Source organism: Acidovorax sp. SUPP1855 (assembly GCF_030158955.1).
Classification (GTDB): Bacteria; Pseudomonadota; Gammaproteobacteria; order Burkholderiales; family Burkholderiaceae_C; genus Paracidovorax.
In genome coordinates this window covers 1-14,887 of the sequence record NZ_BQXI01000004.1, presented here as the reverse complement: position 1 = coordinate 14,887, position 14,887 = coordinate 1, and the positions used below count along the sequence as shown (strand labels likewise).

Annotated in this window: 11 protein-coding genes and 1 tRNA gene; 6 read left to right on the top strand and 6 right to left on the bottom strand. The window is 64.8% G+C overall.

Annotated features, from left to right (window positions below; all coding sequences use genetic code 11):
- Positions 1–1,386: a class II fumarate hydratase gene (gene fumC, locus AVMA1855_RS04590; RefSeq protein ID WP_284424784.1), complete on the bottom strand. Its 1,386-nt coding sequence runs from the start codon at positions 1,384–1,386 to the stop codon at positions 1–3.
- Positions 1,387–1,572: 186 nt separating this feature from the next.
- Between fumC and AVMA1855_RS04585 the strand changes: the two genes are divergently transcribed.
- The 3 genes from AVMA1855_RS04585 to murI all read left to right on the top strand — a co-directional run bounded on the left by AVMA1855_RS04585 (position 1,573) and on the right by murI (position 6,467).
- Positions 1,573–3,792: a putative bifunctional diguanylate cyclase/phosphodiesterase gene (locus tag AVMA1855_RS04585; protein WP_284424783.1), complete on the top strand. Its 2,220-nt coding sequence runs from the start codon at positions 1,573–1,575 to the stop codon at positions 3,790–3,792.
- 73 nt (positions 3,793–3,865) lie between these two features.
- Positions 3,866–5,419 carry a fumarate hydratase gene (locus tag AVMA1855_RS04580; protein ID WP_272564198.1) on the top strand — a complete coding sequence of 518 codons (1,554 nt, stop codon included), beginning with the start codon at positions 3,866–3,868 and terminating at the stop codon, positions 5,417–5,419.
- Between the two features lie 130 nt (positions 5,420–5,549).
- A complete protein-coding gene (gene murI, locus AVMA1855_RS04575; RefSeq protein ID WP_284424782.1) occupies positions 5,550–6,467 on the top strand; it encodes a glutamate racemase in 918 nt (305 codons plus the stop codon).
- A gap of 46 nt (positions 6,468–6,513) precedes the next feature.
- Here murI and AVMA1855_RS04570 read toward each other — a convergent pair whose 3' ends face one another.
- The 4 genes from AVMA1855_RS04570 to AVMA1855_RS04555 all read right to left on the bottom strand — a co-directional run bounded on the left by AVMA1855_RS04570 (position 6,514) and on the right by AVMA1855_RS04555 (position 8,776).
- Positions 6,514–7,029, bottom strand: coding sequence for a M48 metallopeptidase family protein (locus AVMA1855_RS04570; RefSeq protein ID WP_284408838.1), 516 nt, complete (start codon positions 7,027–7,029; stop codon positions 6,514–6,516).
- 67 nt (positions 7,030–7,096) lie between these two features.
- Positions 7,097–7,729: a DUF6806 family protein gene (locus tag AVMA1855_RS04565; RefSeq protein ID WP_272564201.1), complete on the bottom strand. Its 633-nt coding sequence runs from the start codon at positions 7,727–7,729 to the stop codon at positions 7,097–7,099.
- A 13-nt stretch (positions 7,730–7,742) separates the two neighbouring features.
- A tRNA-Leu gene (locus AVMA1855_RS04560) sits at positions 7,743–7,834 on the bottom strand.
- Between the two features lie 747 nt (positions 7,835–8,581).
- Positions 8,582–8,776: a hypothetical protein gene (locus tag AVMA1855_RS04555; RefSeq protein ID WP_284424781.1), complete on the bottom strand. Its 195-nt coding sequence runs from the start codon at positions 8,774–8,776 to the stop codon at positions 8,582–8,584.
- Between the two features lie 132 nt (positions 8,777–8,908).
- Here AVMA1855_RS04555 and AVMA1855_RS04550 point away from each other — a divergent pair, with 132 nt between their 5' ends.
- From AVMA1855_RS04550 to AVMA1855_RS04540, 3 genes are all read left to right on the top strand, one after another.
- Complete coding sequence (locus AVMA1855_RS04550) at positions 8,909–10,093, top strand: potassium channel family protein (protein WP_284424780.1); 1,185 nt, start codon at positions 8,909–8,911, stop codon at positions 10,091–10,093.
- 148 nt (positions 10,094–10,241) lie between these two features.
- Complete coding sequence (locus tag AVMA1855_RS04545) at positions 10,242–12,593, top strand: GTPase (RefSeq protein ID WP_284424779.1); 2,352 nt, start codon at positions 10,242–10,244, stop codon at positions 12,591–12,593.
- Positions 12,590–14,260: a GTPase gene (locus AVMA1855_RS04540; RefSeq protein WP_284424778.1), complete on the top strand. Its 1,671-nt coding sequence runs from the start codon at positions 12,590–12,592 to the stop codon at positions 14,258–14,260. Before AVMA1855_RS04545 ends, AVMA1855_RS04540 begins: the two co-directional genes overlap by 4 nt.
- A 531-nt stretch (positions 14,261–14,791) precedes the next feature.
- Here AVMA1855_RS04540 and AVMA1855_RS26595 read toward each other — a convergent pair.
- On the bottom strand, positions 14,792–14,887 hold a 96-nt coding region (locus AVMA1855_RS26595; RefSeq protein ID WP_349817088.1), incomplete at its 5' end, for an IS3 family transposase.

Genomic DNA, 14,887 nt, shown 5'->3' with positions numbered 1-14,887 from the left:
TCAGCGGCCGACCATGTTCCCCGGAACGACCCATTGGTCGAACTGCTCGCCCGTCACATGGCCCGAAGCCACGGCCGCCTCGCGCAGGCTGGTGCCTTCCTTGTGCGCCTTCTTGGCGATGAAGGCCGCCTTGTCGTAGCCGATGTGCGTGTTGAGCGCGGTCACCAGCATCAGCGAGCGGTCCACCAGCTCGGTGATGCGGTCGCGGTTGGGCTCGATGCCCACGGCGCAGTGGTCGTTGAAGCTCACCATGCCGTCGGCCAGCAGGCGCACGCTCTGCAGGAAGTTGTGGGCCACCATGGGGCGGAACACGTTCAGCTCGAAATTGCCCGAGGCACCGCCGAAGTTGATGGCCACGTCGTTGCCGAACACCTGGGCGGCCAGCATGGTCACCGCCTCGCTCTGCGTGGGGTTGACCTTGCCCGGCATGATCGACGAGCCGGGCTCGTTCTCGGGAATGCTCAGCTCGCCGATGCCGCTGCGCGGGCCGCTGGCCAGCCAGCGCACGTCGTTGGCGATCTTCATCAGGCTGGCGGCCAGTGTCTTGAGCGCGCCGTGCGCATGCACCAGGGCATCGACCGAGGCCAGGGCCTCGAACTTGTTGGGCGCCGTGACGAACGGCAGCTCGGTCAGGCGCGCCAGTTCAGCCGCGGCCTGCTCGGCGTAGCCCTTGGGGGCGTTCAGGCCTGTGCCCACGGCGGTGCCGCCCAGGGCCAGTTCGCACAGGTGCGGCAGCGCGGCGCGCACGTGGCGCTCGCCGTGATCGAGCTGCGCCACGTAGCCCGAGAACTCCTGGCCCAGCGTGAGCGGGGTGGCGTCCTGCAGGTGGGTGCGGCCGATCTTCACGATGCCGTCGAAGTCCTCGGCCTTTTGCGCCAGCGTGGCGCGCAGCTTGGCCAGGGCGGGCAGCAGCCGGTGCGTGAGCGCTTCCACCGCCGCCACGTGCATGGCGGTGGGGAACACGTCGTTGCTCGACTGGCTGCGGTTCACGTCGTCGTTGGGGTGCACCAGGCGGGCCTCGCCGCGCTCGCCGCCCAGGATCTCGCTGGCGCGGTTGGCCAGCACCTCGTTGACGTTCATGTTGGTCTGCGTGCCCGAGCCCGTCTGCCAGACCACGAGCGGGAACTCGCCGGGGTGCCGGCCGGCGATCACCTCGTCGGCCGCGGCCACGATGGCGTCGGTCTTCTTCGCGTCCTGCAGGCCCAGCGCCTGGTTGACCACGGCCGAGGCGCGCTTGACCTGCGCCAGGGCCCGGATGATCTCGCGCGGCTGCTGCTCGCCGGAGATGTCGAAGTTCTGCAGCGATCGCTGCGTCTGCGCGCCCCAGAGCTGATGGGCCGGCACCTCGATGGGGCCGAAGGTGTCGCGTTCGATGCGGGAGGTCATGTCTGGCGGGTCCGGTGGTGAAGAAACGAAGGGCGCACAAGGGTGCGCATCGTCCAAAAGCATAACGCGAAACAAAACCATTCTCATCGGTGGGGACCGCGTGGCGCAGAGACCCTCCCGGCCCCCGGGAGAGCCTGCGGTGGATACACTTGGACACCTTTGGCGCCCGCTGCCGCCGCACCTTCCATGCCCTCCCCGCTCGCCCCACCGTTGACCGGCTTCCTGCCGTCGCACCACGATCCGCTGGTGGTGGCGGCGTCGTTCGCCTTGGCGTTGCTGGCCTCGTACGTCACGCTGAACTTGGCCCGCCGCGTGCGCACCTCCCAAAGCCGCATCGGACTGGCCTGGTGGGCCGCGGGTTCGCTGGTGATGGGCACGGGCATCTGGTCCATGCATTTCCTGGGCATGCTGGCGTTCGAGTTGCCCATCGCCCTGGGCTTCACCCCCGCGATCACCGCCCTGTCCTGGCTGGCCGCCGTGGCGGCATCGGCCGTCGCGCTGGGCCTGGCCAGCATGGAGCGCGTTCGGCGCCGGCACCTGGCCGTCGGGGCGCTTGCCATGGGCGCGGGCATCAGCGCGATGCACTACATCGGCATGCGCGCCATGCACCTGTCCATCGGCATCGTGTGGAACGGCTTCTACGTCGCCCTGTCGGTGGCCGTCGCGGTGCTGGCCTCGGCCACGGCGCTTTACCTGTTCCAGGCACTGCGGGGCATGCACGGCAACCGGCGCAGGGTGTTCCAGGCCGCGGCTTCGCTGGTGATGGCGCTGGCCATCTGCGGCATGCACTACCTCGGCATGGCCGCCGCCCAGTTCCCGCAGGGCACCGTGTGCCTGAGCGCCAATTCGCTGGGCGGCTCGGGGCTGGCCGCCATGGTGGCGATCTTCACGCTGCTGCTGATGCTCAGCACGCTGTTCATCTCCATCCTCGATGCGCGGCTGCAGAACGTCGCGCGCCGGCTCACCCGCTCGCTGCAGGACAGCAACGCCAAGCTGCAGCAGGCCAATGCCGAGCTGCAAAAGCGCGCGTTCGCCGATGCGCTCACCGGCCTGCCCAACCGCCTGCTGTTCGAAGACCGCCTCGCCCACGCGCTGCTGCGCCTGGAGCGCACCAACCACCACCGCGTGCTGGACCGCCTGGCCGTGCTGCTCGTGGACCTGGACGGCTTCAAGCCCATCAACGACTCCTTCGGCCATGCCGCGGGCGACGCCATCCTGTCGGAAGCCGCCCAGCGCCTGCGCGCCGAGGCGCGCGAAAGCGACACGTTGGCCCGCGTGGGCGGCGACGAATTCCTGCTGCTGCTGGAAGACGTGGGCAACACGGCCGACTGCATCGTGGTGGCCAACCGCATCCTGGCAGCGCTCGCCCTGCCCTTCCAGGTGGCGGGCCGACAGGTGCAGATCGGCTGCTCCATCGGCGTGGTGCTGCACCCCGACCACGGCGACCGCGACAAGCTGGTCGCCAATGCCGATGCCGCCATGTATGCCGCCAAGCGCGCGGGCGGCAACGGCTACGCCATGTTCGAGCCCCACATGGGCTCCGACGCATCCGACCAGCTGGAGCTGCAGAACGACCTGCGCCACGCCCTGGCGCGCGGCGAACTCGCCCTGCACTACCAGCCCAAGATCGACGGCAAGCGCGGCCGCATCAACGGCGTGGAAGCCCTGCTGCGCTGGCACCACCCGAAGCGCGGCATGGTGAGCCCGCTGGTGTTCATCGGCCTGGCCGAGCGCTTCGGGCTGATCGGCCAGCTGGGCGCCTGGGTCATCGAAGAGGCTTGCCGGCAGATGGCCGACTGGGCGCGCAGCGGCCTGCGCATGCGCGTGGCGATCAACCTGTCGGTGCACCAGCTGCGCGAAAGCGGCCTGGCCGAGCGCATCGAGCACGCCCTGCAGTTCCATGGCCTGGATTCCTCGCAACTGCTGTGCGAAATCACCGAATCGGTGGCCATGGAGGACACCAAGGCCACGCAGCGCACCTTCGAAGGCCTGGCGCGCATCGGCGTGTTCCTGTCCATCGACGACTTCGGCACCGGCTATTCGAGCCTGAACTACCTGCGCCAGCTGCCGGCCCAGCAGCTCAAGATCGACCGCAGTTTCGTGAACGACCTCGAACACGAAGAAGACGCCCGCGCCGTGGTCGATGCCGTGGTGCGGCTGGCCCACGCCCTGGGCCTGCGCGTGGTGGCCGAGGGCGTGGAAACCAGCGGCCAGCGCGACATCCTCCTGGCCATGCGTTGCGACGAGCTGCAGGGCTTTTTCTACGCCCGCCCCATGCCGGCGGACGTGCTGCTGGCCTGGGCCCAGGGCGACAAGCCGGAAGGCTCGGCGGATTTCGCGCCTTCCGTGATCGGCGGGCTCGAGGCGCTCGAAAGCCTGCCGTTCGACGCCGCCCCCCGCGGCTGACCGCCGCCAGCGCCGTCCGGAGCGGGCGGCGATAATTGCGCGGTTCGTTCTTTCCCCAAAAACACACCCCACCATGACCACGACCATCCGGTACCACGACCTCGTGGAGTCCGTTGCTGCGTCCCTGCAGTACATCAGCTACTACCACCCCGCCGACTTCATCGCCCACCTGGCGCGCGCCTACGAGCGCGAGCAAAGCCCGGCGGCCAAGGACGCGATGGCGCAGATCCTCACCAACAGCAAGATGAGCGCGACCGGCCAGCGCCCCATCTGTCAGGACACCGGCATCGTCAACGTGTTCCTGAAGATCGGCATGGACGTGCGCTGGGAAGGTTTTCCCGGCGGCCTGGAAGACGCCATCAACGAAGGCGTGCGCCGCGGCTACAACCACCCCGACAACACGCTGCGCGCCAGCGTCGTGGCCGACCCGCAGTTCGCCCGCAAGAACACCAAGGACAACACGCCCGCGGTGATCTTCACGCAGATCGTGCCGGGCGACACCGTGGACATCACCGTCGCGGCCAAGGGCGGCGGCAGCGAGAACAAGTCCAAGATGGTCATGATGAACCCCAGCGACAACCTGGTGGACTGGGTGCTCAAGACCGTGCCCACGATGGGCGCCGGCTGGTGCCCGCCCGGCATGCTGGGCATCGGCATCGGCGGCACGGCGGAAAAAGCCGTGCTGCTGGCCAAGGAAAGCCTGATGGACGACCTGAACATGTACGAGCTGCAGGCCAAGGCCGCGCGCGGCGAAAAGCTCGATCAGGTCGAGGAACTGCGCCTGGAGCTGTACGAGAAGGTCAACGCCCTGGGCATCGGCGCGCAGGGCCTGGGCGGCCTGAGCACCGTGCTGGACATCAAGGTCAAGATGTACCCCACGCACGCCGCCTCCAAGCCCGTGGCGATGATCCCCAACTGCGCCGCCACGCGCCACGCGCACTTCGTGCTGGACGGCTCCGGCCCTGCCTATCTGGAGGCGCCTTCGCTCGACCTGTGGCCCAAGATCGACTGGGCGCCCGACTACAACAAGAGCCGCCGCGTCAACCTGGACACCCTCACCAAGGAAGAAGTGGCGAGCTGGAAGCCGGGCGACACGCTGCTGCTCAACGGCAAGATGCTGACCGGCCGCGATGCCGCGCACAAGCGCATCCAGGACATGCTGGCCAAGGGCGAGAAGCTGCCCGTGGACTTCACCAACCGCGTCATCTACTACGTGGGCCCCGTGGACCCGGTCAAGGACGAGGCCGTGGGCCCCGCCGGCCCGACCACCGCCACGCGCATGGACAAGTTCACCGAGATGATGCTGGCCGAAACGGGCCTGATCTCGATGATCGGCAAGTCCGAGCGCGGCCCGGTCGCCATCGAAGCCATCAAGAAGCACCAGAGCGCCTACCTGATGGCCGTGGGCGGCGCCGCCTACCTGGTCAGCAAGGCCATCAAGGAAGCCAAGGTCGTCGGCTTTGCCGATCTGGGCATGGAAGCCATCTACGAGTTCACCGTGGTGGACATGCCCGTGACCGTGGCCGTGGACGCGGGCGGCACCAGCGCCCACATCACGGGCCCGGCGGAGTGGCAAAAGCGCATCGCCACGGGCGAGTTCAAGTCCATCGACCTCGTCGCCGCTTGAACTCCCTCTCCGGCCTTGGCGGCGGCTCCAGGCGTCGCCTGGTGGCGGCCCCGGACCGCGGATCGGCCCAGCAGCCGCTGGGGCCGCCGGAGTTGTCTGATTTTTCCGTTCACATGGCACCAAGGCACGCATGACGCCCACCTCGCAGCAACGCCCCATCGGTGTGTTCGACAGCGGCATCGGCGGCCTGAGCGTGCTGCGCGCGCTGCAGGCCGAACTGCCGCACGAGCGCTTCGTATACCTGGCGGACAGCGGCCACGCGCCCTACGGCGAGCGGGGCGACGCCTATGTCGCCGCGCGCACCCACGCCATCACCCGCTACCTGCAGGCGGTGCACGGCATCAAGGCCCTGGTCGTCGCCTGCAACACGGCCACCGCCGCCGCCATCCACGAGGTCCGGACCCAATGCCCGGACCTGCCCCTCGTCGGCCTGGAGCCGGCCATCAAGCCCGCGGTGGCGCTCAGTCAGACCGGGCGCATCGGCGTCATCGGCACGCGGGGCACGCTCACCAGCGGCAAGTTCGCGTTGCTGCTGGGGTCGCTGCAGTCGCAGGCCGAATTCGTGGTGCAGCCCTGCGACGGGCTGGCCTACGCCATCGAACGCAGCACTGAACATGCGGTGCCTGACGCCGCCGAATCCTCCGAGGTGCGCGAACTGTGCACGCGCTACATCGCCGCCATGGGTGCGTTCGGCACCACGGCAGGCCACATCGACACCCTGGTGCTGGGCTGCACTCACTATGTGTTCGCCGAAGAAGAATTGCGCGCCCTCATCGGCCCGGCGGTGCGCCTGGTGGACACCGGCGAGCCGGTCGCCAGGCAAACCCGCCGCCTGCTGCAGGCGACCGGCCTCCTCGCGGACCCCGGCGACGAGATCCCCGCCGCATGCGACCGCATGCAACTGATCACCACAGGCTCGCTGCTGCCCCTGCAGGCCGCAGCCCAGCGCTGGCTGCAGCTACCGGCCCGATGCTGCAGCACGGCCACCGTGCCGGCGGATGGTGCAGGTGCAATGGCTCATGAAGCCAATCGGGCTCTGGCGCAATAAATTTCCCGGCGTCTAGCTACAAAAAAAATAGCAGACGCAACAGCCATCAGACGCCCCAGAGGCGCTCACCCGCATGCTCGATGTGGGTCAGATACAAACGCGTATCGAACTCATACTGGTGGTAGCGGGGCTCCATGTGCTCGCACAACTGGTAGAAGGCCTTGTCGTGGTCCTTCTCGCGCAAGTGGGCCAATTCGTGCACGACGATCATGCGAAGAAACTCTTCCGGTGCCTGCTTGAACATGGAGGCGATGCGGATCTCGTGCCGTGCCGTCAGGCGCCCGCCCTGCACGCGCGCCGACGAGGTGTGCAGCCCCAGCGCGTGCCGCACCACATGGATCTTGCTGTCGAACACCACTTTCTGCACCGTATCGGCCTTGCGCAGATGCTGCGCCTTCAGGTCGGCGGCGTATTGGTACAGCGCCTTGTCGGTGCGCACGGCATGCGCCTGGGGATAGCGCCGCTGCAGCAGGGCCGCCAGGCCCCCTTCGGCGATGAGCGTGCGCACCTGATCCTGCAAGGCATCCGGGTACGCACGAAGGTAAGGCAGTTCGATCGCCATCGGTCCCGACCCGCTGGCCGCCTCTGGATGAGAGGCCACCGGGTCTTTCGAGAAGATGCGTGCGCTCTCAGTGCAGATGGCGGGGGCGGCGCCCGCCACTGCCACCATGGCCACCGCCGGAACCGCCGCTGCCGCGTGGCGGCTTGCCGATCTCCAGCGAGTTCACCAGGGCATCGAAACGCTGCGAGAACAGCTTGTCGATCTCGGCCACCACGCCGCCCAGTTCGGCGCCGTCGAAGTGGCGCTCCATCATGTTCACGACATCCTGCACGAGCAGATCGCGCTGCACTTGCATGATGGCCGCGGGGGTCGGCCCCACGAACAGCATGAGGAAGTCGTCACGCGCTTCGGTGCCGTCATCCTCTTCGTCCTCGTCGAAGTCGGTGTCGTAGAACGTGACCTCGATGGCCGCGCCCTGCTCCGACAACTCGTTGAGACTCATGCACATCTCGTCGAGCGACTGGCGGAAGTCTTCGTCGCCACGCACCGTCCAGCAGATTTGCAGGGTGTGCTCCTTGGCGTCGAACTGGATGCCGGGCTCTTCCTCATAGGCGCTCGCCGCACCATCGGCCAAGGAACGGGCCCCGGCGTACTTCCAGAGCGGCTTCAAGGCCTCTTGCAACTGGTCGAACCCCGTATCGGCCCGCAACTGCACCTGGCCGTGGACATGGATTTCAAAGGGAGCGTTGTAACTTGACATGATCGAATCGTAGTGGTGCCCCGAGCCGGGGTCGAACCGGCACGCCCCTTTTCAGGAAGCGGCGGATTTTAAGTCCGCAGTGTCTACCAATTTCACCATCGGGGCGCCGGCTGCGCGGCGCGCACCTTGCATTCAAGCGTAACCCGGGCCACGCAGGTGCGCAACGCTGCCAATGCGGATCGGCCAATCCAAAGAACAACCGATTCGCACAATAAAAAAGGGAAGCCTAAGCCTCCCTTGCAAATCGGAGCGGGAAACGAGATGCTCGCTTCCGCCCTAACTCCTTGATCCATAAGAGGCTTGTCAGACAACCCTCCGTTGGAAGAACGCTATTATGTACTACTTTTGAAGACTTGGCAAAGCCGGGAGCGAAAAAAGCGCGAAGACGAGGCTTCCGATGATGAGATGCCGCCCTCCAACAACCCAGGGCTTGGCTCATGCGCTGCCAGCCACACAGTCCGTTCCTTCGTGACTCCTGAACTTGACAGCTGGACCGGTCGCAACCAACCAAGAGCCTTTATTTGCCCATCCGTCGCGGACAACCGCTTCGCAGCGATTGCCGTCTTCCACCTCATGAAGTCGGGCTCACGCTCTGGGGGACCTAAAGCCGGCGTCCGCTCACCGGTCAATTCGCAATCAGCGATAACTGCTGTCTAGGGTGAAGCAGACCTACGGACGGTCGGGGGCCGCAGGCCCAGCCGGCGCGCAGTGAACCTCGGCAGCTGACGGCGTCGAACTGGCGCCTGCGAACCGTAGTTGAGATCGCACAAGTCCAGATGAGGTGCCGAGAGGATGACGGTTAACGTCCCAGTTCAGCGAGCTCCGGAGGCGACGCGGCCCGATTGCTGAAGACTACGCCGCATATCGCGGCCGGTGCGGGAACCGCCACCGACCAAAAATGGCGACAAGCAGAACATTGATGGCTAGCAGCACCCCCACCAAGACATCCGATGCATCTTTCGGAACGCTGGTATTGTTGAAGCGGTAGCCGTTGATATTGATCGCTCCTGGCAACCACGTCTCAACGAGGAGGATTTCGCCAAACACTGAGCAGGGGTACTAGCCCCAGATGCAACAGCTATTCCCCTTACAGAAGGGAACCGCCGTTGGAGATACTTGTCCCGGTGCTAGGCGGTTTGCCAAGAACAAGTCGGCGAGATTTAATGGAGGAGAGATTTCGTGGTACCCCAGTATTTCGAAAACGGTGACGGCGCCCGTCCGTACCGCCACAAGCAGATAGGCCACTTGCTGGATCTGCTGCGCGACAACGGAATTCAAGACCAGCAGAGCCTGCGTGAATGGATCGGCGGGCGTTCGGTCATCAAGCACAACGACGCCGAGTTCCAAGTTGTCACCGCTCAGGATCTCGGACTAGACGAAGAGAACCGGTGGTACCCGCCGGAGTTCAAGATTCGGGAGGTAATCGTTGACTGCGAAGAGGTACTCCTCCAGAACAGCTCCAACATCATCATCAGGGACTGCGCGTTCCTGGGTTCACTGATCATTGGGAACAAGACCGGCCGCCCCCTCAGCCTAAGCCTGGATACGGTGGTCGTCGGCGATAGGCTGATCGTCTACGGCAATGATTTCACGGTGTCTCCTGCGAGCCTGACGGATGTTCGCTCGCCCCTGCTCAGATTTGACAATTTTCAGTGCGATGACTTGCACTTGAGTGGTTGTGCCTTCGCCTCCACCCAGTTGACGCGACTCACCTGTGATGTGCTGTCAGTGGCATACAACCAGCTCGGCACGCTGGAAGTCACCGATGGCAAGTTCAAGTCGGTTCGGTTCCCACCCGGGCAGGTGGACTTGCCTTCGCTCCTCCACCGCCCCAAGTCATGGACGTGGCTGCGCCGTGGCTCCGCTGCATTCAGACCTTTCAGCATTCCCCCGCGACGCTCGTTTGACGAGGCGGCTGATGAGATCAGTCGCGGCGAGGCTGTGCGGCGCCTCGCCGAGACCTTGAATTTCTTGCAGGAACATTCCGAGGACCGCTTCAGCCGACGGGATGCGGCGGAGCTAAAGTACCTGCGCGCGCGCGCCGAAAGTCCCGGCCACTTGAGCACTGTATTGATCTTCCTGACGGGAGCCTTGGTCAAGCCCATACGTGTCGTAGGCTTAGCCGCAGCCACGATCATCCTTTTTGCCTTCGCGTACCTATACGGCGAGCTGAAGTACGACGGGAAGAACGTTGAGACTGTATTGGAAGCCCTCTACTTTTCGGGCCTGACGTTCACGACGATTGGATACGGAGACATCACGCCGATGGGTTTCGCGCGATTCCTCGCGGTGCTCGAGGGTCTGCTTGGGATCGTCCTGTCCAGCGCCTTCGTCGTCAGCCTCGTGCGTCGCCACATCGAGTAGCTCCGGCCGCGTCGCGGATGGAATGTCAAATAGTTCACTGCGTTAGCGAATGCGCACGTGACGCTCGCCAGGTTGCCCGCAAGTCGCGGAAATCGCGGCTTGCGGCGGCCAACATTTGGTCATGAACGAATGAGGGAGTTCAAAGACGATGCCCAATCGACTGGCCAAAAGAGCCCAACAACCGTCGATAGAGATCCGCAGACCTCCGGTCCGCTTGGGCGGACCGGCTCGTAAGCCACCGCGTCTGGGGCGCTTACACCTTGCGCAGGCGCTGGCGCGCTGCAGCCAGGTGGCGCAGTCGAAGTTCGATGAGGCCGAGCCGGTCTTCGAACAAATCCAGGCGGCACTCAAACACTTCGACAAGGCGTTGGCTGAGGCCGCGACGCAGCATGCGGCGATGAGCGACACGCGTGACGCGGCGATAAAGGAGGCCATCGCACCTCTGGTGACCGAGAAGCGCGACCGAATTCGCAGCCGCTTCTATGATTTGCGCGCGGCACACCATCAGCGACGCCTAGACCTGAACGAGTTCACGGTTATGTTTTTTGGTAAGACCATGGCCGGCAAGTCGACGACGATCGAGGCGCTCACCGCCGGCGATGGCAGCACCATTGGTGCCGGCGATCCAGATTTCACCCGCGATGTGCGTGGCGAGCGCTGGGACGGCATCACCCTGATCGATACGCCAGGCCTGCTGGGCTTCAGGGAGGACCTCTACGGGGTCGCCCAGGCATACGTTGATCGGGCCGACCTGATCTGCATGGTCGTCACCGATGACTCCATCGAGCCGGAGTTGTTTCTGCGCATGCGCGAGGTGCGAGGGCAGAACAAACACCTCGTGGTGCTGCTGAACGTGAAGGGGGCGAACAACCTGATTTTGTCGGGAGAGGCAGAGGACGCTTTCGACCCGCAGGAGATGGAGCAGCGGATTACGTTCATCCGCGAACGGTTGAGGGAGGTGTTCCCCAACGACCCGGCTGTGGTTATCCCGTTCTGTGCGAACGCGGCGTTCGAGGCTCAGCGCGCCGCAGACCCGACGGAGCGAGAGTACCTCTGGCGAGAGAGTCGCGTCGACGAGGTTATCGGCTACATCGCCAGCATCATCGACCAGCGCGGCGTTTCGATCCGCGCCACGGCGGCGTTCGATTCGCTGCAATATTACGCGCAAAGCATTGCCGCGGAACTGGAGGCCGAGTTGCCGGCGATCGAGCGGCAGCTTGTGGAGTTGACCCGCAAGCGCGAAGAGGCTGGTCGTCTTTTCAGCCGAGTGGTTCAGGATTCTCAGCGGGACTTGGAGGGGTTCAAGGATCATTTCCGCAAGGTCCACGAAGACCTTCATGAGCTAGCTTGGGCGTTCGCCCGGGAAGACCGCACGGGCTCGGTCAGTCAGGCATACAAGCATGCTTGTCGCTGGGACGAAGTGGAGAAGCGCTGCAAGGAGTTCAAACGGGACGTGATCGACCGTGCGCGGCGCAACTTGGAGTACTTCCGGGACTCGCTGGGGCAGGACCTGAGCGCGGCTGTGTCGCTCGCAGCGGTAGACGACCAGGGCGACTTCGGACTCGCTGACGCCGAGTTGGACACCGGTGCCTGGAAACTGCGCTTGGGCAAGGGCATTCGCACGGTAGGCTCCGCGGCGGCCAGCCTTGGTGGCGCCTGGGCGGGCGCGCAACTCGGCGGAGCTGCAGGTACTGCGATTGGCGGTCCAGTTGGTGGCGCCATCGGAGGCCTGCTTGGCCTGCTGGGCGGGGTGATCGGTGGTTACGTCGCGAGCCGTGTGACGAGCAAGGCCGGCGACCTTGTGACATCCAGCGGCTTGAATGATCGAAAGGGCGCCCAGCGTGGGCTGCGCGAGCAGATGCGCCAGAACTTGTGGGAACGCCACCGGACACTTCATGACGAGTTGGTCACCTGGGTGCATGACCTCGTGCGACCCACGCGAGACGAGGTGGAGCAATTGCTGGACGCCTACTCGCAGGCGCTGCAGTCTGTTTCACAGCAAGGTCGGGCGCTCGTGGGCGAGCTGCACCGCGCACGTCATGCGCTCTCCCGACAGTCATTTGACGCATTGCTGCGCTCTATGCACCCTGCCTTCCAGGATGGGCGGGCCACGCTGGTGGACGCATCGCAATGGATGCAGTACCGCGCCAAGATTTTGGTGCGGGGCGACGGACGACGCCCTGTCATGGGACTGGTGCTGGGGCGTGGTGGAGAGTTCATCCGCACGCTGCGCGAACACACTGGCTTTCCGGTGGACGTCATTGAAGAAGACGTTGGCGGGCTGTCTCCGCGCATGGTTTGCGAGGCGCTGGCTCCCGGCAGGGCACCGCTCAATGGAGTCGAAGTTGCATCCGGCATTGGCGTGCGAGTAACGCTCCCGCATCGCGAAGCGGGTGCTGTCTACGGCCGCCATCGTCGCAACGTGATGCTTGCAGAAGAAGTCCTCGGCACGTCCATCGTCATACGTGCCCGGGAAGTAAATACTCGAGGATCCAAATGACCGAAATCCGCTTTCAACAAACCAGGCAGGCCGCGCGCACCTTGAAGGCCCGCGCCATCGAAACGCTGGGTGCCGCCGGCGCCGAGTTCTCGGACCTGAAGGGCGCTGTCGAGGCGCGCGTGACCGTTGACTCTCAGCGGCTCACGTTGGCGCTCGCAGGCGTGTATGAGGTTGGCAAGAGCAGCCTGATCGAAGCACTGACGGGGCTGGAAGTTCCCACAGGCGGCGGAGTGACCACCACGGAAGTGCGTGAGTATCCGTATGGCGACTTGCTCCTAGTGGACATGCCGGGCACGCTGTCCGGAGAAGCTGGCCACGACCAGATCGCCAAGCAGGCAATCACCGATGCGGATCTGCTGCTCTTCGTGATTTCCAACGAGCTTTTCAATACTGAAAGCCTGCCGTACTTCATGCATGCCGCGGTCGACCTAGACAAGCGTCGGCAGATGCTCCTGGTTGTCAACAAGTTCGATCGTTTCAACCTGGCGGGACGCACGCCGGAGGAGGCTGTGCAGTTTATCTCGGGCGTGCTGGCCGAGGAGATTAAGCCACTTCCGGTTGATGGCTTCGGCCCGGTCGTCGTCTCCACACGCGACTACTTGGCGTCGCGCAAGGCAGAGGATCCGCAGAAGGTCACACGTCGATTGGCCTCATCGCGCTTTAAGGAGCTGATCGCGGCCATCGACCAGTTTTGCGCCCGCAACGGTGTCATGGCGCAGCAGGTGCGCCCGCTTCAACAACTACTGGACGTCCTAAACGAGGCTGTCAACCGAGCGCTTGTCGACGACGGCTCGCGCTCGCGTGCCATGGATCTGGTTCGACGCCAGATGTTCGCCTTGAACGAGGAGCGCGGGCGGGCTCGCACCGAGTTGGGCCACCTGCGCAGCGAGGCTCACTCGCTTCTCGTGCAGCCGGCCGAGAAGCTGTTGAAACTGCTCGATGACCGGGCCAGCACGGAAGAGATGGATCTCGCGGCGGCCGACGTTGAGCGGGCGTTGCAGCTCATCGTGCAGGACATCAGCGACAAGCTCGGCGTTCTTCATGGGCAGCTGGCCCGGGACCTGATGACGCGGCTTAACGAGATTGATGGCTCGGCACTGGCGCAGCGGGTGCGCGCGGAGTTTGAGGTCGATCTCAAGCGGCCAGAACTCGGCAATCAGGGGGCGGGCCTGTCGTCCAAGACACGGAAGGCCGTCGCCGAGGGCGCGCGAAAGGCCGCCAAAGCGGTCACGGAAAACTCCAAGCAGGTGACGGAGGTGTTGGCCGGCATCTTTAAGTTCTTCGGCGGCAAGTTCAAGCCGTGGGGGAAGGTCAAGCTCGATGGTTGGGTGAGAGCCGGGGGCAAGGTGGCAGGCCCGCTGGTGACAATCGCCGAGGCTTACTTCAACTACCGTGAGGAGGAGGCGAAGGAGAAGGTCGAGCAGCAGCTCCGCACTTTGCGTGCCGACATGCGAGCCAGCTTCGCCGACATCGCCCGGCAGTTCGATACCGTGCTTCAAGAGCAGAGTAACGCGCTGCTGACCCAGCTCTACGATAACCCTCTCGAGGACGCCTCAGCACTGTCCCGCGAGATCGTGGCTGGCGGAGACCACAGGACGGCTCTCGCTCAGCAATTGAGTGGGCTGGTAGAGGACGTGCGTCTGCAGCTCGAGGTCGCGGTGCGCTGATGACCGCGGCGTCAGGCGCGCGCCTCGCGTCAGCGCCACATACAGGTGTGCTGCCGTCATGGCCTGCGGCTCAAGCACCACGGCAACGTCGGCCTCCAGTTCTTTGAGCAACAGGGTGCTGCCAACAGACCGTCGAGAAACCGGCCTGCTCACTCATGTGACGTTGACGCTCACGCGCCTGGAGTGCTGCAGCGTGCTAAGTGGAGGTGCCGCGAGCGGCGACCTGCATGGCAGCTTGGCAGCAGCGCAGCACTTCGGGACGGTACACATGAGTCCCCGGCTACCTAGCGAAGGCCTGCAGCAAACGAGAAGCCTCCGCGATGCTGGGACCTTGAGCAAACGCCAAGGCCGCAGCCTCGATCGGCGTCGGTGGATTGCGAGACCTGCCATGTTGCAGAACGCGGACGCGCTCCAGTAGCGCGGCCGCCCCCACGCCGGGCATCAGACTCGCGGGAAACTCGACCACTTGCCCCAGCGGATTGGCGCCAGCTGGGTCAAAGTGGGCTTCCCCCGGTTTCCCGGACGGTTTGCCTAGCCCATTAAGCGCTGCCGCTCTTCGAATTGAACCGGGCTGAGGTAGTCCAATTTGGAGTGTTTTCTGAACGGGTTGTAGAACCGCTCGATATA

Coding starts and splice junctions, on each gene's coding strand:
- fumC (WP_284424784.1), bottom strand. CDS start 1,386: ATGACCTCCCGCATCGAACGCGACACCTTCGGCCCCATCGAGGTGCCG.
- AVMA1855_RS04585 (WP_284424783.1), top strand. CDS start 1,573: ATGCCCTCCCCGCTCGCCCCACCGTTGACCGGCTTCCTGCCGTCGCAC.
- AVMA1855_RS04580 (WP_272564198.1), top strand. CDS start 3,866: ATGACCACGACCATCCGGTACCACGACCTCGTGGAGTCCGTTGCTGCG.
- murI (WP_284424782.1), top strand. CDS start 5,550: ATGACGCCCACCTCGCAGCAACGCCCCATCGGTGTGTTCGACAGCGGC.
- AVMA1855_RS04570 (WP_284408838.1), bottom strand. CDS start 7,029: ATGGCGATCGAACTGCCTTACCTTCGTGCGTACCCGGATGCCTTGCAG.
- AVMA1855_RS04565 (WP_272564201.1), bottom strand. CDS start 7,729: ATGTCAAGTTACAACGCTCCCTTTGAAATCCATGTCCACGGCCAGGTG.
- AVMA1855_RS04545 (WP_284424779.1), top strand. CDS start 10,242: ATGCCCAATCGACTGGCCAAAAGAGCCCAACAACCGTCGATAGAGATC.
- AVMA1855_RS04540 (WP_284424778.1), top strand. CDS start 12,590: ATGACCGAAATCCGCTTTCAACAAACCAGGCAGGCCGCGCGCACCTTG.